The sequence below is a fragment of the Caballeronia sp. SL1002 genome (genome assembly GCF_057814995.1).
Genome location: NZ_JBYMUW010000002.1, coordinates 1,980,386 through 1,998,041, shown reverse-complemented (window position 1 = coordinate 1,998,041; position 17,656 = coordinate 1,980,386). Strand labels below are relative to the sequence as shown.

The 17,656-nt window shown below is 61.2% G+C and carries 19 protein-coding genes and 3 pseudogenes; 12 read left to right on the top strand and 10 right to left on the bottom strand.

Annotated features, from left to right (window positions below; translation table 11 throughout):
* Positions 1 to 37 precede the first annotated feature (37 nt).
* From rimM to AC3D25_RS11755, 5 genes are all read left to right on the top strand, one after another.
* Positions 38 to 775, top strand: a complete 738-nt coding sequence (gene rimM / locus AC3D25_RS11775) for a ribosome maturation factor RimM (protein WP_488888563.1) — start codon at positions 38 to 40, stop codon at positions 773 to 775.
* 15 nt (positions 776 to 790) lie between these two features.
* Entirely contained in the window at positions 791 to 1,561 is a 771-nt protein-coding gene (gene trmD, locus AC3D25_RS11770; RefSeq protein ID WP_488888562.1) for a tRNA (guanosine(37)-N1)-methyltransferase TrmD, read from the top strand.
* Positions 1,562 to 1,693: 132 nt separating this feature from the next.
* Positions 1,694 to 2,077: a 50S ribosomal protein L19 gene (rplS, locus tag AC3D25_RS11765; RefSeq protein WP_488888561.1), complete on the top strand. Its 384-nt coding sequence runs from the start codon at positions 1,694 to 1,696 to the stop codon at positions 2,075 to 2,077.
* 109 nt (positions 2,078 to 2,186) lie between these two features.
* A complete protein-coding gene (locus tag AC3D25_RS11760; protein ID WP_488888560.1) occupies positions 2,187 to 2,885 on the top strand; it encodes a CoA pyrophosphatase in 699 nt (232 codons plus the stop codon).
* A gap of 114 nt (positions 2,886 to 2,999) precedes the next feature.
* The gene (locus AC3D25_RS11755) at positions 3,000 to 3,938 is read left to right on the top strand and encodes a CobD/CbiB family protein (protein WP_488888559.1); all 939 of its coding nucleotides are present in this window, start codon (positions 3,000 to 3,002) and stop codon (positions 3,936 to 3,938) included.
* Between the two features lie 4 nt (positions 3,939 to 3,942).
* Here AC3D25_RS11755 and AC3D25_RS11750 read toward each other — a convergent pair whose 3' ends face one another.
* Genes AC3D25_RS11750 through AC3D25_RS11740 form a run of 3 tightly spaced genes read right to left on the bottom strand, consistent with a single transcriptional unit; the run spans position 3,943 to position 6,471 of the window.
* Entirely contained in the window at positions 3,943 to 4,266 is a 324-nt protein-coding gene (locus tag AC3D25_RS11750) for a putative signal transducing protein (protein ID WP_488888558.1), read from the bottom strand.
* Positions 4,267 to 4,303: 37 nt separating this feature from the next.
* A complete protein-coding gene (gene rsgA / locus AC3D25_RS11745; protein WP_488888557.1) occupies positions 4,304 to 5,206 on the bottom strand; it encodes a ribosome small subunit-dependent GTPase A in 903 nt (300 codons plus the stop codon).
* Positions 5,203 to 6,471: a M48 family metallopeptidase gene (locus AC3D25_RS11740; RefSeq protein WP_488888556.1), complete on the bottom strand. Its 1,269-nt coding sequence runs from the start codon at positions 6,469 to 6,471 to the stop codon at positions 5,203 to 5,205. The genes rsgA and AC3D25_RS11740 overlap by 4 nt, the downstream gene beginning before the upstream one ends.
* A gap of 110 nt (positions 6,472 to 6,581) precedes the next feature.
* Here AC3D25_RS11740 and orn point away from each other — a divergent pair, with 110 nt between their 5' ends.
* Positions 6,582 to 7,181 carry an oligoribonuclease gene (gene orn / locus AC3D25_RS11735; RefSeq protein WP_488888555.1) on the top strand — a complete coding sequence of 200 codons (600 nt, stop codon included), beginning with the start codon at positions 6,582 to 6,584 and terminating at the stop codon, positions 7,179 to 7,181.
* A gap of 13 nt (positions 7,182 to 7,194) precedes the next feature.
* On the opposite strand, the gene mog is transcribed toward orn, so the two are convergent.
* Both mog and yjgA read right to left on the bottom strand, forming a co-directional pair.
* Entirely contained in the window at positions 7,195 to 7,827 is a 633-nt protein-coding gene (mog, locus tag AC3D25_RS11730) for a molybdopterin adenylyltransferase (protein WP_488888554.1), read from the bottom strand.
* On the bottom strand, positions 7,802 to 8,419 hold the full coding sequence (gene yjgA / locus AC3D25_RS11725; protein ID WP_488888553.1) for a ribosome biogenesis factor YjgA: 618 nt from the start codon (positions 8,417 to 8,419) through the stop codon (positions 7,802 to 7,804). The genes mog and yjgA overlap by 26 nt, the downstream gene beginning before the upstream one ends.
* A 203-nt stretch (positions 8,420 to 8,622) precedes the next feature.
* Here yjgA and pmbA point away from each other — a divergent pair, with 203 nt between their 5' ends.
* Positions 8,623 to 9,993 (top strand): metalloprotease PmbA, encoded by a 1,371-nt coding sequence (gene pmbA, locus AC3D25_RS11720; protein WP_488888552.1) that lies wholly within the window; start codon positions 8,623 to 8,625, stop codon positions 9,991 to 9,993.
* Between the two features lie 241 nt (positions 9,994 to 10,234).
* Here pmbA and AC3D25_RS11715 read toward each other — a convergent pair whose 3' ends face one another.
* Both AC3D25_RS11715 and AC3D25_RS11710 read right to left on the bottom strand, forming a co-directional pair.
* On the bottom strand, positions 10,235 to 10,729 hold the full coding sequence (locus tag AC3D25_RS11715; protein WP_488888551.1) for a dihydrofolate reductase: 495 nt from the start codon (positions 10,727 to 10,729) through the stop codon (positions 10,235 to 10,237).
* A 93-nt stretch (positions 10,730 to 10,822) separates the two neighbouring features.
* Entirely contained in the window at positions 10,823 to 11,170 is a 348-nt protein-coding gene (locus tag AC3D25_RS11710) for a hypothetical protein (protein ID WP_488888550.1), read from the bottom strand.
* A 533-nt stretch (positions 11,171 to 11,703) separates the two neighbouring features.
* On the opposite strand from AC3D25_RS11710, the gene AC3D25_RS11705 reads away from it, so the two are divergent.
* Both AC3D25_RS11705 and thyA read left to right on the top strand, forming a co-directional pair.
* Entirely contained in the window at positions 11,704 to 13,083 is a 1,380-nt protein-coding gene (locus AC3D25_RS11705) for a sigma-54 dependent transcriptional regulator (protein ID WP_488888549.1), read from the top strand.
* Positions 13,084 to 13,213: 130 nt separating this feature from the next.
* Positions 13,214 to 13,885: pseudogene (thyA, locus tag AC3D25_RS11700) on the top strand (thymidylate synthase); the annotation flags it as partial.
* A gap of 643 nt (positions 13,886 to 14,528) precedes the next feature.
* On the opposite strand, the gene AC3D25_RS11695 reads toward thyA, so the two are convergent.
* Entirely contained in the window at positions 14,529 to 14,984 is a 456-nt protein-coding gene (locus AC3D25_RS11695) for a helix-turn-helix domain-containing protein (RefSeq protein ID WP_488888548.1), read from the bottom strand.
* Positions 14,985 to 15,276: 292 nt separating this feature from the next.
* Here AC3D25_RS11695 and AC3D25_RS11690 point away from each other — a divergent pair, with 292 nt between their 5' ends.
* The 3 genes and pseudogenes from AC3D25_RS11690 to AC3D25_RS11680 form a co-directional block, all read left to right on the top strand.
* Positions 15,277 to 15,894 (top strand): HAD domain-containing protein, encoded by a 618-nt coding sequence (locus AC3D25_RS11690; protein ID WP_488888547.1) that lies wholly within the window; start codon positions 15,277 to 15,279, stop codon positions 15,892 to 15,894.
* An 83-nt stretch (positions 15,895 to 15,977) separates the two neighbouring features.
* Complete coding sequence (locus AC3D25_RS11685) at positions 15,978 to 16,472, top strand: HAD domain-containing protein (RefSeq protein ID WP_488888546.1); 495 nt, start codon at positions 15,978 to 15,980, stop codon at positions 16,470 to 16,472.
* Positions 16,473 to 16,994: 522 nt separating this feature from the next.
* Positions 16,995 to 17,138: pseudogene (locus AC3D25_RS11680) on the top strand (BPSL0761 family protein); the annotation flags it as partial.
* On the opposite strand, the pseudogene AC3D25_RS11675 reads toward AC3D25_RS11680, so the two are convergent.
* Both AC3D25_RS11675 and AC3D25_RS11670 read right to left on the bottom strand, forming a co-directional pair.
* A pseudogene (locus AC3D25_RS11675) lies at positions 17,109 to 17,186 on the bottom strand (hypothetical protein); the annotation flags it as partial. The pseudogenes AC3D25_RS11680 and AC3D25_RS11675 sit on opposite strands and share 30 nt — an antisense overlap.
* Positions 17,187 to 17,195: 9 nt before the next feature.
* Complete coding sequence (locus AC3D25_RS11670; protein ID WP_488889735.1) at positions 17,196 to 17,522, bottom strand: hypothetical protein; 327 nt, start codon at positions 17,520 to 17,522, stop codon at positions 17,196 to 17,198.
* Positions 17,523 to 17,656 lie beyond the last annotated feature (134 nt).

Genomic DNA, 17,656 nt, shown 5'->3' with positions numbered 1-17,656 from the left:
GCCGAGGTTCGCTTGAGTTTTGCTCAGACGTTCGTCCATGTCCGCGCGTGATTCCGGCTCAGGCCAGTCGCGCGGCGTCAAGCCGGGCGCTCAGCCTGAGCAAGCCGAAGAAGCTGCAAGTAGTGCCACGTTTGGCGCGTTTGTCCGCAAGCCGGCAACGCGTCGCGTGGCGCTCGACGTTCCGGACACGGCGTCCACGTCGGCATCCGCGTCGATCGATCCGGTCGATTCCTTGCCGGACGACGCCGTGGAAGTCGGTGCGATCGTTGATGCGTATGGCCTGAAGGGTTGGGTCAAAGTCGTGCCGCACGCGAACGCGGGGCATGGCGGCGACGCGATGCTCGCGGCAAAGCGCTGGTGGCTCGTGAAGAACGACAGCCGGAAGTCGGCGCGTTGTCTGCAGTCGAAGGTGCATAGCGACACGGTCGTGGCGCATCTTGCCGGCTGTGACGACCGCGATACGGCCATGGCGCTTCGCGGGCACACGGTGCACGTTTCACGCAGCGATTTCCCGAAGCTCAAGAGCGACGACGAATTCTACTGGGTCGATCTGATCGGCCTGGACGTCGAAAACGAGGCGGGCGCGGCACTTGGCCGTGTCGCCGACATGATCGACAACGGCGCGCATTCCATCATGCGCGTCGAATATCCGACTACCGCAAAGGACGGCAGGCCCGCTATCGGCGAGCGCTTGATTCCGTTCGTCGGCGTGTACGTCAAATCGGTGGATCAGGCGGCGCGGAAGATTGTCGTCGACTGGGATACCGACTACTAATAACAGGAGAGAGCGATGCAGTTCGATGTCGTCACGCTCTTTCCCGACATGTTTCGTGCGCTCACCGACTGGGGTATCACCAGCCGGGCGGTGAAGCAGGAGCGGTTCGGCCTGCGGACATGGAATCCGCGCGATTTCACGTCCGATAACTACCGCACAGTCGACGATCGTCCCTACGGCGGTGGCCCCGGCATGGTCATGCTGGCGCGACCGCTGGAAGACGCGATTTCCGCGGCGAAAGCGGCGCAGGCGGAGCAGGGCATTGCGAGCACACGCGTTGTGATGATGTCGCCGCAGGGCGCCACGCTCAATCACGATCGCGTAATGCACTTTGCGCACGAACCCGGTCTCGTGCTGTTGTGCGGCCGTTACGAAGCGATCGACCAGCGATTGATCGACCGCGTGGTGGACGAAGAAGTCAGTCTCGGTGATTTCGTGCTGTCGGGCGGCGAATTGCCTGCGATGGCGCTGATGGATTCGATCGTGCGCCAGCTTCCCGGCGTGCTGAACGACGCGCAATCTGCAGTGCAGGATAGTTTTGTCGACGTGTTGCTCGACTGTCCGCATTACACGCGGCCCGAGGAATACGACGGCGTGCGCGTGCCCGATGTGCTACTCGGCGGTCATCACAAGGAAATCGAAGCGTGGCGGCGCCGCGAAGCGCTGCGTAACACGCTGACCAAGCGGCCCGATCTGATCGCGCGGGCGCGCAAGAACAAGATGTTGAACCGTGCCGACGAGGCATGGCTCACGAGTCTCGCAAAAGAAACGTCGAAGGCCGACTAGGTTTTCGATCCTCGCGCGGGACGCCCAGGCGGCGCGGACTTAACAGAACGCGCCAGTTGTAAATCCATCCTCTACCGGGGCCACGCGTTTGCGAGGCACACAACTCCGGCAAGATGGCACCAGGAAACAGTCATGAATCTGATTGAAAAGCTTGAGCAGGAAGAAATCGCTCGCGCGCTCGGCGAGAAAACCATCCCTGTATTCGCTCCCGGCGATACGGTGATCGTCAGCGTCAACGTGGTCGAAGGTACGCGTAAGCGTGTCCAGGCTTACGAAGGCGTCGTCATTGCCAAGCGTAACCGCGGTTTGAACTCGAATTTCATCGTCCGCAAGATTTCGTCGGGCGAAGGCGTCGAGCGTACGTTCCAGACCTACTCGCCGCTGCTCGCGAGCATCGTCGTGAAGCGTCGCGGTGACGTGCGTCGCGCGAAGCTGTACTACCTCCGCGATCGTTCGGGCAAGTCGGCTCGGATCAAGGAAAAGCTCGTGTCGAAAGACCGCGCTGCCAAGGCGTAAGCGTTATAGCCGGTTTGCTGTTCGGCTGTAGGAAAAAGCACCCATCCGGGTGCTTTTTTCTTTGGTGTGTTCAAATTGCAGTTCGCTCATTCATCCCGTCCTCCGTTCCGTGTCTGCCAGCAAGTCCACTCCGCGCATTTTCGAGCCCGAACGCCTGCCGATTGAATCCGTCAGCGACGACCTGCCGCAAATCGACGCCGATCGTCTGAGCGCGGCCGGCCTGCGCGCGCGCTTCCAGCAGACGCGCGAGTGGACGCAGGAAGCGCCCGAGGCGCGGATCAAGGCGATCGGCGGCGATCCGCGCGTCGCTTCGGTCCTGATCGCGCTCGTGCTGCGCGACGAAGGCCTGACCGTGCTGCTCACGCAGCGCGCGGATCATCTCTCCGATCACGCCGGCCAGATCAGCTTCCCGGGCGGTCGTCGCGAACCCGAAGACGCCGATGCCGCCGCGACCGCGTTGCGCGAGGCGCACGAGGAGGTCGGCCTCGATTCGAGTTGCGTGGAAGTGCTGGGCGCGATGCCCGACTATCTGACCGGCACCGGTTTTCGCGTGACGCCCGTGGTCGCGCTGGTGCATCCGCCGTTCGAACTTCACGCCGATGCGCTGGAAGTGGCCGATATTTTCGAGGTGCCGCTCGCATTTCTGATGAATCCCGCGCATCACGAGATACGCGTTTTCAGCTGGGAGGGCGGCGAGCGTCGTTTTTTCGCGATGCCGTATTCGCCGGGCGAGAACAAGGCGCCGTATTTCATCTGGGGCGCAACGGCCGGCATGTTGCGCAATTTCTATCGCTTTCTCGCCGCTTGAGCCACGCGGCCGTGCGGCAGGGCACGCCGCGCGCGGTTTTATGCGCCAAACCGCGTGCGGCGCTGTGCTATCGTTACACGAAATTCGTATAACTCGAATGTCCTGGCGCAACGCATGACTTTTTTCTCCGTATTGCTGGCTCTCACCATCGAGCAAGTGCGCGCGCTCTCGCCGCACAATCCCATCTCGGCGCTGCTTCAATATCATGCGGAATCCGCTGCGCACGGATTCGACGCCGGCAAGCAGAAGCATGGCGTGCTCGCGTGGCTCGTCGTGGTCGTCCCGTGGACGCTTGCGGTCGGCATCGTCTATTACGTGCTGTTCCGGATCAACTTCGTGCTCGCGTTCCTGTGGAACGTGGTGATCGTCTATTTCACGCTCGGTTTCCGGCAGTTCAGCCATTACTTCACCGACATCCATCTCGCGCTCAATAACGACGACGTCCCGCGCGCCCGCGAAGTGCTCAGCGAGTGGACCGGCCTCGACACCGTGGATATGCCGGTCAGCGAAATCGTGCGGCACACGCTCGTGTACGCGGTGGTCGCGTCGCATCGGCATGTGTTCGGCGTGTTCTTCTGGTTCCTGATCCCGATCGGCCCGGCGGGCGCGGTGCTGTACCGGATCGCCGAGTATCTGGCGCGCTCCTGGGGCACGCCGACCGACGAACGTACGGCGGCGTTTTCATCGTTCGCGCGACGTGCGTTTTTTTATATCGACTGGTTGCCGGCGCGGCTGACGGCGCTGGGTTTCGCGATTGTCGGTAATTTCGAGGACGCGATCTACGCGTGGCGCAATCACGCGCGACAGTGGCCGGATGCGAACGAAGGCGTGTTGCTGGCGGCGGGCAGCGGCGCGCTCGGCGCGCGGCTGGCGGGTCCGCTGGCGGAGCCGTTGAGCGTCGAGGCGCTTGCTGTCGGCGATGCGAGTCCGCTTCCGGTCGGCGATGACTGCACGCCGCGCACCTTGCAATCGGCGGTCGGCCTCGTCTGGCGCGCCGTGATTCTGTGGATGCTGCTTCTGCTGATGCTGACGATCGCCGTCTGGCTGGCCTGATCGTTCAGTCGTTCAGCGGATCACGCGCCGTGCCGCACTGCCAGCACACCGTGAATTGCGCTTCCAGCATTTCCCCGCACTGATCGCAACGCCACGCCCGCGCGCTCGCCGCGGGTCCGTTGCGCGCGCGTTCCAGCAAGCCGAGCGCGAGCTTTTCGTCGCGATCGTCGACGAGCCAGATCTCCGGCGCGCACTGATCCGCTGGAATTTCTCCCAACGCGCCGTTCAGATACCGGTTGTGCAACTCGCACGGCACGCCAGCCGTGGCGAGCACGTTGATCCAGTGGTGAGCGGTGATCAGGTTCGGCGCGCGCGTCAGTTTTTTCATGTCGTTATGAGGTGACGTACGAGCCGGGATCGAACATCTATCGCACGATCTGGCTGGCTTCGTGAACGAGTTGCGCATACAGCGCGTGGCGCTCCCGCTTGATCTTTCCGGCTTCCACCGCTTCTAGAATCGCGCAGCCGGGTTCCTGCAGATGATGGCAGTTATAAAACCGGCATTTGCCGAGATACGGACGGAAATCGGCGAATGCGCGCTCCAGTTTCCCTTCCGACAGGTGATGCAGGCCGAATTCCTGAAAACCCGGCGAATCGATCAGCGATCCACCACCCGGCAGCGGATAAAGCCGCGTGAACGTGGTCGTGTGACGGCCGCTGTTCAGCGCGGTCGATATCTCGCGGGTCGCGACTTCGGCGTTCGGCACGAGGATATTCACGAGCGTCGATTTGCCCATGCCCGACTGGCCGAGCAAGAGCGTCGAGCGGTCCTTGAGCCGCGCGTCGAGTTCCGTGTGAACGGTGTCGGGCGACGCTTTCGCCGATAACTCGACCACCGTGTAATTCATCTCCCGATACAGCGCGAGACGTTTGCGGGCGAGCGGCATCGCGGCTTCGACGTCGATCTTGTTCAGCACGATCAGCGGTTCGAGCCCGTGCGCCTCGGCGGCAATCAGCGCGCGTCCGAGCAGATCCTCGCTGAAATGCGGCTCGGTGCCGAGCACGATCAGCAGTTGATCGAGATTGGCCGCGAAGAGTTTCGACTTGAACTGATCCGACCGGTAAAGCAAATTGCGGCGCTCGCCAATCTCGACGATCACCCCCTGATCCGCCGACGACTGCTCGTATCCGACGCGGTCTCCCACGGCCACTTCGCTTTTCTTGCCGCGCGGGAAACATTGCAGCATTGCGCCGCCATCGATTGGCGCGACCAGATAATGCCGGCCGTGCGCCGCGATGACGGTTCCTTCCAGACGCGCGCCCTTCATGCGGCGAACTGCATCAGGCGGTCGATGCGCTGCGACGCCGGCGGATGCGAGTAATAGAACGCGGTATAGATCGGATCGGGCGTGAGCGTCGATGCGTTGTCTTCGTAGAGTTTGACCAGTGCGTTCACTAGATCCTTCGGGTCGGTCTGGCTGGCGGCGAACGCGTCGGCTTCGAATTCGTGCTTGCGCGAACTGAGGCTGCCGAGCGGTGTGATGAAAAACATGAAGACGGGCAGCGCGAGCATGAACAGGACGAGCGCGAGGCCGCTGTTGTCGCCGACGAGCGACGGCCGCACGCCGAGCCCTTCGTAGAACCACACGCATTGCGCCAGCCAGCCGAGCAGCGCGAGCATGACGAGGCTGATCGCGAATGTGACGATCAACCGTTTGATCACGTGACGCCGCTTGAAGTGGCCGAGTTCGTGCGCGAGCACGGCTTCGATTTCGCTGCCGGACAGGCGCGCGAGCAGGGTGTCGAAGAAAACGATGCGTTTCGCCGCGCCGAAGCCCGTGAAATACGCGTTGCCGTGCGCCGAGCGGCGGCTGCCGTCCATCACGAACAGGCCCTTGGCGGCGAAACCGGTGCGCGCCATCAGGTTCTCGATGCGCGTACGCAGCGCTTCGTCGCGCAGCGGCTCGAACTTGTTGAAAAGCGGGGCAATCAGCGTCGGATAAAGGATCAGCACGAGCATCTGGAACACGACCCAGACTACCCACGCCCACAGCCACCACAGCGCGCCGGCTTGCGTCATCAGCCAGAGCGTGACGAACAGCAGCGGCAATCCGATCGCCGCGCCGAGCACGACGCCTTTCAGGAGATCGCCGAAAAAGAGCTTTTTCGTCATGCGGTTGAAGCCGAATTTCTCCTCGATCACGAAATGCCGGATGTAATCGAACGGCAAGTCGATCACGCTCGTGATCGCGACCACCGCCGCCACCAGCGCGATCTGCCCGACGTAGCCGCGCCCGAGCCAGCCGGAAATGGCGAGATCGAGCTGCTGCACGCCGCCGAGCAGCGTCAACGCGACCAGCACGACCGCGCCGACCACGACTTCGACCATGGTGAGGCGCGTGCGCTCGACGGTGTAGTCGGCGGCGCGCTGGTGTGCGGCGAGCGCGATCGTGCCGGTGAACTGCGCGGGCACGCCGCCGCGATGCGCCGCGACATGCCGGATCTGGCGCGAAGCCAGCCACAGCTTGGTTCCGACCATCGCGACGAGCGCCACGACGAACACGACTGAGAAAGCGAGATTGAGATTGGACATCCGGGGATTCCGAGATTTAACTATGCGAGAATTATAGGTTCTTGCCGATTGCCGCGCGTGGCGCTTTGTGTGCGCAGCGCTCGCGGTTTCCACCTATTCAGGCCGCTTCCATGACCGACATCCTCAAGCCATCCGACGAACCCAACCTTGTGCGCAGCGACATGAATCTCGTGTGGCTCGACATGGAAATGACGGGCCTAGAACCCGACAGCGACCGCATTATCGAAATTGCGGTCGTCGTGACCAATTCGACGCTCGATAAGATGGTGGAAGGGCCGGTGCTCGCCATTCACCAGGACGAAGAAGCGCTCGGCAAGATGGATGAATGGAACCGCAACACGCACGGCCGCTCGGGATTGATCGAGCGCGTGCGTGCATCGACGGTCAGCGAAGCCGAAGCCACGCGGCAAATTCGCGACTTTCTCGGCGCTTATGTGCCGCCGGGGAAATCGCCGATGTGCGGCAATTCCATCTGCCAGGACCGCCGTTTCATGGCCCGCTGGATGCCGGAACTGGAAACGTTTTTCCACTACCGCAACCTCGACGTCAGCACGCTGAAGGAACTGTGCCGCCGCTGGCAGCCGGCCATCTACAAGGGTTTCCAGAAGCGCGCGATGCACACGGCGCTGGCCGATATCCACGAATCCATCGACGAACTGAAATATTACCGCCAGCATTTCCTGATTCCCGCGGCGAGCGAAGCGGCCTGATGCTGACTGCGGCTTAATTTGCTTTCGGCGGCCGGATCGCGCTTTTCGGCCTGAAGGCGGCCACCACTTCAGGCCGCAATTCCATATACGGCCCGCCGATCAAGTCGATGCAATACGGCACCGCTGCGAAGATGCCGGGCACGGTGGTGCGGCCATCGGCGTCGCGCAAGCCTTCGAGCGTTTCTTTGATCGACTTGGGCTGCCCCGGCAAGTTGATGATGAGCGCGGCGTGATCCGGCGTTTCGCGGATCACCGCGACCTGCCGCGACAAGATGGCCGTCGGCACGAAGTTCAGGCTGATCTGGCGCATCTGCTCGCCAAAGCCGGGCATGGGTTTCGTCGCCACCGCGAGCGTCGCTTCCGGCGTGACGTCGCGACGCGCGGGGCCGGTACCGCCGGTGGTCAGCACGAGATCGCAGCGCGCTTGATCGACGAGTTCGATAAGCGTCGCCGAAATCGTGGCCGCGTCGTCCTGGATCAAGCGCGTTTCCGCGCGCCACGGCGAACTCAGCGCGGCGCCGAGCCACGCTTCGAGCGACGGAATGCCCTTGTCCTCGTAGACGCCCTGCGAGGCCCGGTCGCTGATCGACACCAGACCCACCACCAGTTCGTCCGGATGATTACGCTTCGTCGTCTTGATCGTCATTTTCGTGATCCGCCGCGTCTTCTTCGTCGTCGTCCGTCACGCCCGCCGCGGTTTTGATCCACTGGAACAGTTCGCGGAAATAGCGCGGCGGCTTCTGCTGCTCGCGTTCCTTGCGCGCATTGCGGATCAGCGTGCGGCCTTCCTGCGGATCGACGCCCGGATGCTGGCGGATGAATTCGGTCAGCGCGGCGTCGTCGGCGAGCAGCTTTTCACGCGTCCGCTCGATCCAGTGCAGCTTCGCGGTCTCCGCCTTGTTGACGCCGCGATGCGTGTCGAGCGCGGTGCGCAGCGCGGCCGTTTCTTCGTCGGTGAGCGAGCGCATCACGCGCCCGACATACTGAACCTGGCGGCGGCGGCCTTCGTGATCGGTGATACGGCGCGCCTCGCGCACGGCATCGTCGAGCTTTTCGGGCATCGGCATGCGCTTGAGCGCGTCTTTAGGCAGCGCGATCAGCGCCTCGCCCAGCACCTGCAGCGCGAGCATGTCGCGCTTGAGTTGGGATTTGCTGGGACGGTCGTATCCGAACTCGCTGCCATCGTTTTCGGCGGCGGCGGCCGGTTCCATCGGTTGAATGCGGGTTTTACGGTTCATACCGATATTGTAACGTGCCGGCCGGTGCAAAACGTCCGGCGGAGCGCGGCGCGGCCCGGCGGCGCGCATGAAGTGGACGGGCCAAGCGCGGCGGTCCTTGTTATGATCGCGTGATACGTCCTGCAACGGGGTCGCCGAGTGCGCGGCATGCAGGCAGCGAACATGCGGGCCGCAAGCGGCCCGACTCCCAAAGGCTACGAAAAATGGCAGCAGACATGGACGTCAAGCAACGCTTTTTCCCGCATACCCAGGACGAACTGAAGGAAATCGCGTCCGATATCCTGCGTCACGCGAAGTCGCTCGGCGCGTCCGACGCCGCGACCGAAATCTCGGAAGGCGACGGCTTGTCGGTGAGCGTGCGGCGCGGCGAAGTCGAGACGATCGAACATAACCGCGACAAGATGGTCGGCGTGACGGTGTTTATCGGCAAGAAGCGCGGTAATGCGAGCACGGCCGACTTCTCCAGCGCGGCGCTCAAGGACACGGTCGCGGCCGCGTACAACATCGCGCGCTTCACGGCCGAAGACAGCGCGGCGGGTCTCGCGGAAGCGGAACTGCTCGAAACCGCGCCGCAGGATCTCGATCTTTATCACCCGTGGGAAATCGACGCCGAAGAAGCCGCCGAACTCGCGCGGCGGGCGGAAGGCGCGGCATTCGCCGTCGATCCCCGCATCAAGAACTCGGAAGGCGCGAGCGTCTCGGCGCAGCACTCGCAGTTCGTGCTCGCGACGTCGCGCGGTTTTCTCGGCGGTTATCCGTTCTCGCGGCATTACGTGGCGTGCGCGCCGATTGCCGGCAGCGGGCGCGACATGCAGCGCGACGACTGGTACACGTCGAAGCGCAGCGCCGCCGATCTCGCGAATCCGGAAGCGGTCGGCCGCTACGCCGCTGAGCGGGCGCTTGCGCGGATCGGCGCGCGCAGTCTCGATACGCGCAAGTGCCGCGTGCTGTTCGAAGCGCCGCTCGCGGCCGGCATTCTCGGCGCGTTCGTGCAGGCGGTGAGCGGCGGCGCGCTGTATCGCAAGACGACGTTCCTCGTCGATACGCTCGGCAAGCCGGTGTTCGCGCCGCACATCCAGGTGCTCGAAGACCCGCACGTGCGCGGCGGCATGGGCAGCGCGCCGTTCGACGAGGAAGGCGTGCGCACGAAAAAGCGCAGCGTGGTCGAAGATGGCGTGGTGCAGGGTTATTTCCTGTCCACGTATTCGGCGCGCAAGCTCGGCATGCAGACGACCGGCAACGCGGGCGGCTCGCACAACCTGTCGCTCCGCAGTTCGCTGACGCAATCCGGCGACGACTTCGAAGCGATGCTGAAAAAGCTCGGCACCGGTTTGCTGCTGACGGAACTGATGGGGCAGGGCGTGAACTACGTGACGGGCGATTATTCGCGCGGCGCGTCGGGTTTCTGGGTGGAGAACGGCCAGATTCAGTATCCGGTCGAGGAAATCACGGTGGCGAGCACCTTGCAGGAAATGTTCCGCCATATCGAGGCGATCGGCGCGGATACCGTCGTGCGCGGGAATAAGGAAATCGGTTCGGTGCTGATCGAGAAGATGACGATTGCCGGGCAATAGGGTTATTACGTAAGAAGAGCGTATTAAAAAAGCCCGGATGATCCGGGCTTTTTGTCGTCTGGCGTGTCCGCAGCTTTAAATCCGCAATTGCCGCATTGTTAAAGCGTTATGCGCGATTGAGGGAAGCGCGCGCGGCGGGCCGACGAAAAGACTTGCAAGCCGCCCGCAAAGCGCCTTTTAAAGCATTCTAAAGCGGCGCTCCCGACGCGTTCACTCAATTATTACTTACCCTCGATTTCCATTACTTACGATGGTATGAAACGAACGCATAAATAAAATCATTCGGCGCCAGCGCGCGGTGCGTCTCGCGCGAGACTTCTTCCCACTGTGCCGGATCGGGGGCGTCGAGATGCGCATCGCCTTCGAAATCCGCATCTATTTCGGTCACGATCAGTTTATTCGCGCGATGAAACGCATCGCGATACAACTGCGCTCCGCCGATCAGAAACGCTTCGCCCGCGCCGTCACGCGCGGCGAGTGCGAGCGCCTCGTCGAGGCTCGTGACCGTATCGCAGCCTTCGTAGCGGCGCGTGGCATCGCGCGACACCACGATATTGCGGCGGCCGGGCAGCGGCCGGCCGATCGACTCGTGCGTCTTGCGACCCATCACGATGGGCGCGCCCATCGTCGTGCGCTTGAAGAACGCGAGGTCTTCCGGCAAACGCCAGGGCAGTTGGTTGTCGCGGCCGATCACGCCATTGCGCGCACGGGCGACGATCAGGGTCAGCGTCGTCATGTCTGGATAGACTGGGTAGAAGATTGGCAAAGGTTAGCGCGCCCAAGAGCGGCGCGGCCCGATTCTACCCGACGCGCCCACAGGCGCCGCTCATCAATCGTGCTTGAGACTCACCGGGGCGCATGGCTGAACGAGCGCCATGGTGCCGGCGGCCGCCGCGTGCGTATTCGCAGCCGGCAGCGGGATCGCCGCGGGCGTGTTCTCGTCCCACAGCGTGACCTTGACGCCGCGCTGCGAGACCATCGAGACGCGCGCGGGCCGCGTTGTCGCGCCCGTCTCGCCCTCGCAAGGCGGCGTCTGTCGACTCGTAACCGCGCCCGGCACGGCGGGCGCGGCCGTGGCGGCGAACGTGCTTGCATCGGCCGATGCGGCGCATAGCGCGACGGCGCCGACGGCAATCTCGGAACAGATAAACGACACAGGGCGCGGATTCTTTCGCATGACGGCCTCCGGTAGCTGTCAGGCTTTAGCGAAAGCTGTGCCACTTGGCGCAATCCGTTGCGGTTATTGAAGTCAGTTCGAATTCACGGCCAAACGGGACGCCGCACCTAACGAAAACGTTTCACCTTTGAAACGGGTTCCTTCAAACAGCGTGAATTACGTGATTAAGCGGAAGATAAGCGGAAGAAATACGTCAGGCTTTATGTCTTAATAAAGTACCTAACGGCTGTTTTGCGAAATGATTCCGAAGTACATAGATCGCGTGCTGGGCGGGCGTTTGCGGTGTGATCACGACTTTCTTATGGATATTTGTTTGCCACGGTTCTGCGGTATAGTAGTCTCTCAAAAACAGCATCAATACAATCAATAAAGACTTTCGCGAGACCGCGCGGCACGAATGCCGTCGCCGGGGTAGGCCGATTGAAATAATCGAATGATCGTTCGTCGTTCAATTGAGGCACTGTAAATACGCGATTTTGTCCAGGTTCCGCGCGCCGGAACCATTCAGCGACCGTTGAGAAAGGATCTGAATAATGGAAGTCGCTCGGCGGCAACTTGTCTATGTGACGCGAGAACCGAACAAGGCGCTCTGCGACCGGTTCGAGGAGCGCGGTTGGCACATTGAAATCGTGGCGTCGGCGCGGGATGCGCGGCGCACGCTGCGGCACGACCTCGCCACCGGCGGGCTGCTCGACCTGTCCAGCCGGTTCGAGGCGCATGAGCTCGCAAGTTTCGAAGCAGCGCTCACGCTGACCAACGTCGGCTGGGTCGCGGCGACCGTCGCCGGGCAACTCGAAGACGCTGCGGTGCGGCGTCTCATCCGCGATTATTGTTTCGACTATGTGACGGTGCCGAGCTCGAACGATCGTATCGTCGATTCCGTCGGCCACGCGTATGGCATGGTCGCGCTGCACGAACCGGCGGCGGGCGCCGACGTGGGCGACGGGCGCGCCGAGGGCGAAATGGTCGGCTCGTGCGACGCGATGCTCGCGCTGTTCCGCTCGATCCGCAAAGTAGCGATGACGGACGCTCCGGTGTTCATCTCGGGCGAATCGGGCACGGGCAAGGAACTCACCGCAGTGGCGATCCACGAACGCTCCGCGCGCCGCGACCAACCGTTCGTCGCGATCAATTGTGGTGCGATTCCCGCGCATCTTCTGCAATCGGAGCTGTTCGGCTACGAACGGGGTGCATTTACGGGCGCGAACCAGCGAAAGATCGGCCGGGTCGAAGCGGCGAACGGCGGCACGCTGTTCCTCGATGAAATCGGCGATCTGCCGCTCGAAAGCCAGGCGAGCCTGTTGCGCTTTTTGCAGGAACGCAAGGTGGAGCGGCTCGGCGGACACGGCTCCACGCCGGTCGATGTGCGCATCATTTCCGCGACGCACGTCGATATGCAGACGGCGATGATCGAAGGCCGCTTTCGTGCCGACCTGTATCACCGTCTGTGCGTGCTGCAAATCGACGAACCGCCGCTGCGCGCACGCGGCAAGGATATCGAATTGCTCGCGAAACACATGCTCGACCGTTTCAAGAAGGACGCGAGCCGCCGTTTGCGCGGGTTTTCTCCGGACGCGATTGCCGCGATTCATAACTACGGCTGGCCGGGCAACGTGCGGGAACTGATCAACCGCGTGCGGCGCGCCATCGTGATGTCCGAAGGCCGGCAGATCACCGCGCGCGATCTCGAACTCGGCGAATACGTGGAAGTCGCGCCGGTTTCGCTCGCGCAAGCGCGCGAAGCGGCCGAACGCCAGGCGATCGAGCTGGCGCTGCTGCGTCATCGCGGCCGTCTCGGCGATGCCGCGCACGAACTTGGCATCTCGCGCGTGACGCTGTATCGGCTGCTGTCGTCGCACGGCATGCGCCATATCGAAGTGGACGTGCCCACCGAACACGCGACGCGCGGCTGACGCCGCCCTTGCGCATCGGGCGGCCGCCCGGTGCGCGTCGCGCATTTCTCGCAAGTCTCCCCGCGCTTGGTAAAATCACGGCTCATCGCTCACAGTGAACGGCCGCGAACGCGCGTCGAAGGAATCACGAATGAAACAGTATCTCGACCTCGTCCAGATGATCCTCGACACGGGAACCTGGCAGGAAAACCGCACCGGCATCCGCACGATCAGCATGCCCGGCGCGATGCTGCGCTTCGATCTGAAGGACGGTTTCCCGGCCGTGACGACCAAAAAGCTGGCGTTCAAGTCGGCGGTCGGCGAATTGGTCGGTTTTCTGCGCGCGTCGCGCAATGCGGCGGATTTTCGCGCGCTCGGCTGCAAGGTCTGGGACGCGAACGCCAACGAGAATCCGCAGTGGCTCGCGAATCCGTATCGCGAAGGCGTGGACGATCTCGGCGATGTCTACGGCGTGCAATGGCGCCAGTGGCCGGCGTACAAGGTGCTCGACGCCACGTCCGCCGCGCAGATCGCCGATGCCGTGAGCCGGGGTTATCGCGAAGTCACGCGCTTCACTGAAGGCGGCAGCGAACAAGTGCTGCTGTACAAGGCAATCGACCAGTTGCGGCAGTGTCTCGACACCATCATCAACAATCCGACCGACCGTCGAATTTTGTTTCATGGTTGGAACCCGGCAAAGCTCGACGAGATCGCGCTGCCCGCGTGTCACCTGCTGTATCAGTTCATTCCGAACGCGGCCAAACGCGAAATCTCGCTCTGTCTCTATATTCGCAGCAACGATGTCGGCCTCGGCACGCCGTACGGACGGCATATTACGTATTGTCTCCATAGGCGGAAGCCTGATGTGGCGGGCACGGTGCCAGTAGGAACTTTTGGAGACCGGCTCCATAGGGACTTGGACCGAGGCAGTGATTTCGCCACGCGCAGGCTCCACTGACGAACGTTTGCATACACCACAGCGTTTGCCACTTGCCGGAGGCGACGTTCGGTCCCCTTTTATGTCTTAGCCGTTGTACGAATGCAATGAGCTTTTGAGGTAGCAAGCGACACCACCGAATTTGACCGGTGTCGTGCCGATGACGGTTACATTCTTGCGGAATCTAAATAAGTACCGACCTACCACTGATATTGGCTTCCAGCCGAGTTCCGGATGGCACTTTTGGGGAAAGTACCACTTTGCCTTAGTGTCACCGCGCTGCACTGCTACTTATCCACATGCAATCCACAGGTGCGTGGATGCCGGTTGCGCCTCCCAACGAACCCGCCTTTCTCTTCCACGTTGCTGCTGTTCAAACTTGCGCTCCCTATAGGTTTGATGTTCACGCCCTAAATAAACAGGGCGTAGCCGCTGCCGGGCGATTCGCTGACTTTTCTTTTGTCGTCGGTTCCAAGAAAAGGCGCCAGGCCAATGACTCTTTACACTCTAGCGGGTTCGTCGTGACCGCCTACCGTTTATGCAGGCTAGCATTGCGGTGAGGTAGGCGCTCGCACATTTCCGTCACCCATCTGCGCACAAAGTCTCGCCCGTCATCATCCAGTTTTGTCAGCAAGCGCGCGATATCCGCTGCCTCGTCCGCCGCGCGATTCGTCGTGCCTCGCAGTAACGCTTCCAGTGGTACCTCGAAGATGTCGGCTAGCTGAATAAGACGCGGCAACGGCGGCAGCGCTTGGCCGCGCTCAAATCTGCTGATGGTCTCTTGTTCCACACCGAGCATCTCCGCAAGCTGCTCCTGCGTCAATTCCCGCGCCGTACGTTCCCGCGCAATTGCTTTTCCTAGCTTGTTTGCAATACCTGTCGTCTGCTTCGCCATTGCCACGCTTTTTGTTGTTTGACCACATGCAGTGTCGGGGCAGCGCTCATGGAAGTTAACGACATGAAATGTGGCAAAACGACTTTTCATGTATATTTCCCCTGATAGGCTGTACCGAAGGTTTGTGCGGGCCAACCAAGTGTGAGTAACGACACGCGAGGACAGTTAGAAGTTATCAATCTCTCTACCGGTCGCACGGATTCGGCCGTCACCACGGCTTGGAGAGTACCCTCGTCTACTGACCGGGCCGCCAACGTCGGATGCGAAATCTCCACCGGTCGCTCCTTAATTCCGGGCTACGAGGTCGACCATTTGCGACGCAACAACCCTCGGTAGCGGTTAACGTTGACCTTGGTATTTTTCCCACAAAGTTGGAGCTCGGATGGTTATCGTTTTCTTTTGCATCAGCGGCGTACTTGGGGCCATTCGTCGGCACCCGTCTATAACGACGCGGGACATTGAAGCTGAGGCGACTCGTTCATTGGACACTGACTGCCGGCTGTTCGCAAAGGCTATTGAGCCGTTTCCGGGTGCAGTCGTTGTCGTCGCTAACGATTGGTCGCTCTTCTTTGACCTCAACGTCCTGAGGCAGGAGTGTGTTCCATTCGGCCACCGCATCGTGAACTCTGTGAAACTCCTCAGTGACACGAAGGAAGACTCGATACTGGCATTTATGGCCTCCCGGTCCGAACAGTACGTCGTGGTCGCGTCGTCGGATTTCGAGTTTAGTGAGGAGACGGCGGGAAAGCGCGTCAGCGTTGGTTCGGAAACGGGTTTTGACGAGGATGCTGCCGACCGCCTGCGAGCGATTCTCGGAGGATACGGCGAGGACGCCACAGGGCCTTTATCTGCTGACGAAGTCCTGAGAGCGACCGTCAACAATCCGATGCTGCGACGTATGCAAAGTTACCTCAACGCATCTCAGGTGGCGAACGAGTCGAATGCTGAACGCAGACTCGTCAAGATGCTGCGTGCTGCAGAAACAGAGACGGTCGAATGAGGGCACCGCCTCAGGCTCCATTACTGCCGCGTGCGCGCGCGTGCCGTTGAAATCGCGCAGATATGCTAATGGCCTTGTGAATCATGGTAACGCGTAAGGTTCTTTTTCTGGATATTGATGGCGTCTTACACCGAGGCAATTCTTATGTTTCGGGAGCGCGCATCGTAACGAGCGCGCCTGGCAGAATCCAGCTCTTCGAATACCTGCCCGTGCTGGTTGAGCTCTTAAGCTCTTATCCAGATGTTGAGGTAGTCCTTTCGTCCGACTGGTCTTATCGATTCGGGGTCGACTCTACGCGGGACATGTTGCCAGACTCGTCATTGCGTAAAAGAGTAACCGCAGCTACGTACCAAGGTTGTGAATTCGAAGAAGTGCTTTGGCCGATGTTGTCTCGCGGAGCCCAGGTTTTGGACTATGTTCGCCGTCATTCCTTACTGCACTGGCTAGCAGTCGATGACAGGCGTGACGGTTTCGGGGCGCACCGGGAGCGATTGGTCCACTGCCAGTCTGACTACGGACTAGGGGATGCTGACGTGGTCGAGCTACTACGCTGCAGACTGCAGCGTTTCTTTTCTTAATCGAAGGTGGCCGGCGTCGCTGTATCGATTCGACGACCACAGAGCGGGCATTGGAGATTGCGGATGCGAACCAGAACACCTCGCACAAGAGCACCCGTTGGATTGCAGAAAAATTTGGAGCGAGAGCTTGCCGTCGCTATCGATTACGGCGTTCGACGGGCACTCGATATCTTGACTCCGCGTGGTTACGTTTGCTTGATGACGATGTCCAGCTTCGAACTCGGATGTGCGTTCAAAGCGGCTCTTCGAAATGAACTCTACGAACGGCGGCGAGGTGCGGCGAGGCGACGCACAACTGCGTTGTAGGCGGTGGAGAAGCGATGAGCAACCCAGACGAGCGGCCGGTTCTTTGGGATGCACGTGTCTGCGCTGGCAAGTATCTATCAGAAGCAAATACTCGTGGCTCGCGTGGACGTTGCTCTTTCTAGACCGAAAAGAGGTCTTGTGCGCGACAGTAAGATGCAGGGCCTCGGTGCTAACAACGTAACCAGCTAGAGATGCGAGGAGGAAGTAACTTTGACGATGCCTGACGAACGAACCCGTGCATTGCTAAATGCGCGCAGGCTGCTATCTGACGTTTCGCAGATTACCTCGGCAACGGACGTCAATGAGCTCCGACAACGTGCCGAGGATGTACTACGTCATTACCCAGACGACGGCCTGACAGCCTTGATTGCAACACAGTCGTCCTGGCTTCAATGGCCGTGCAGGTCGATGGACACCTTATCGAAAAAAGTAACAGACGATGGCGAAGTAGTTGCGGGCTTTAAGATGCCGGATAGCATCGCGATGGGAAATTTCCAGCCGAGCAGGCGGCAAAAAAGGAGGATTGAGGCCGGGCTCAGGGAACATCGCCTTGCGCAGGCAAACGGACGGCCGGCGCCAGAGCGTCTCATTCGCAGATGGAACTCGGAAGCCGGAATCCGCTTGCCAAGCCGGAGCGAACCGTCGAAACTGAATTGCCCTAAAGGGTACTCCCGATTCCGCAGGGGCCTCGTGCCGTTCCTCAAGCGTCTGTTCTTTCGATAAGGTCTTTTCGTAGTCGGGCATTGCACTACGCCCTCGAAGGGCAGCCACACGCCGTCGACCACGTTGGCGGGTGCCGTGCTGCCTGCGGCTTCTGTCAGAATTCATACGCAGATTTTTCTAATGCTGCCGACACTATTGTTAGTGATGGGCTTCAA

What these genes read in the sequence shown, in the direction of transcription:
- mog (WP_488888554.1), bottom strand. Translation starts at nt 7,827, where the DNA reads ATGACGATCAAGACGACGAAGCGTAATCATCCGGACGAACTGGTGGTG.
- rplS (WP_488888561.1), top strand. Translation starts at nt 1,694, where the DNA reads ATGAATCTGATTGAAAAGCTTGAGCAGGAAGAAATCGCTCGCGCGCTC.
- trmD (WP_488888562.1), top strand. Translation starts at nt 791, where the DNA reads ATGCAGTTCGATGTCGTCACGCTCTTTCCCGACATGTTTCGTGCGCTC.
- yjgA (WP_488888553.1), bottom strand. Translation starts at nt 8,419, where the DNA reads ATGAACCGTAAAACCCGCATTCAACCGATGGAACCGGCCGCCGCCGCC.
- AC3D25_RS11710 (WP_488888550.1), bottom strand. Translation starts at nt 11,170, where the DNA reads ATGCGAAAGAATCCGCGCCCTGTGTCGTTTATCTGTTCCGAGATTGCC.
- pmbA (WP_488888552.1), top strand. Translation starts at nt 8,623, where the DNA reads ATGGCAGCAGACATGGACGTCAAGCAACGCTTTTTCCCGCATACCCAG.
- AC3D25_RS11685 (WP_488888546.1), top strand. Translation starts at nt 15,978, where the DNA reads ATGGTAACGCGTAAGGTTCTTTTTCTGGATATTGATGGCGTCTTACAC.
- AC3D25_RS11755 (WP_488888559.1), top strand. Translation starts at nt 3,000, where the DNA reads ATGACTTTTTTCTCCGTATTGCTGGCTCTCACCATCGAGCAAGTGCGC.
- orn (WP_488888555.1), top strand. Translation starts at nt 6,582, where the DNA reads ATGACCGACATCCTCAAGCCATCCGACGAACCCAACCTTGTGCGCAGC.
- AC3D25_RS11750 (WP_488888558.1), bottom strand. Translation starts at nt 4,266, where the DNA reads ATGAAAAAACTGACGCGCGCGCCGAACCTGATCACCGCTCACCACTGG.
- rimM (WP_488888563.1), top strand. Translation starts at nt 38, where the DNA reads ATGTCCGCGCGTGATTCCGGCTCAGGCCAGTCGCGCGGCGTCAAGCCG.
- AC3D25_RS11690 (WP_488888547.1), top strand. Translation starts at nt 15,277, where the DNA reads ATGGTTATCGTTTTCTTTTGCATCAGCGGCGTACTTGGGGCCATTCGT.
- rsgA (WP_488888557.1), bottom strand. Translation starts at nt 5,206, where the DNA reads ATGAAGGGCGCGCGTCTGGAAGGAACCGTCATCGCGGCGCACGGCCGG.
- AC3D25_RS11705 (WP_488888549.1), top strand. Translation starts at nt 11,704, where the DNA reads ATGGAAGTCGCTCGGCGGCAACTTGTCTATGTGACGCGAGAACCGAAC.
- AC3D25_RS11670 (WP_488889735.1), bottom strand. Translation starts at nt 17,522, where the DNA reads ATGCCCGACTACGAAAAGACCTTATCGAAAGAACAGACGCTTGAGGAA.
- AC3D25_RS11740 (WP_488888556.1), bottom strand. Translation starts at nt 6,471, where the DNA reads ATGTCCAATCTCAATCTCGCTTTCTCAGTCGTGTTCGTCGTGGCGCTC.
- AC3D25_RS11695 (WP_488888548.1), bottom strand. Translation starts at nt 14,984, where the DNA reads ATGAAAAGTCGTTTTGCCACATTTCATGTCGTTAACTTCCATGAGCGC.
- AC3D25_RS11715 (WP_488888551.1), bottom strand. Translation starts at nt 10,729, where the DNA reads ATGACGACGCTGACCCTGATCGTCGCCCGTGCGCGCAATGGCGTGATC.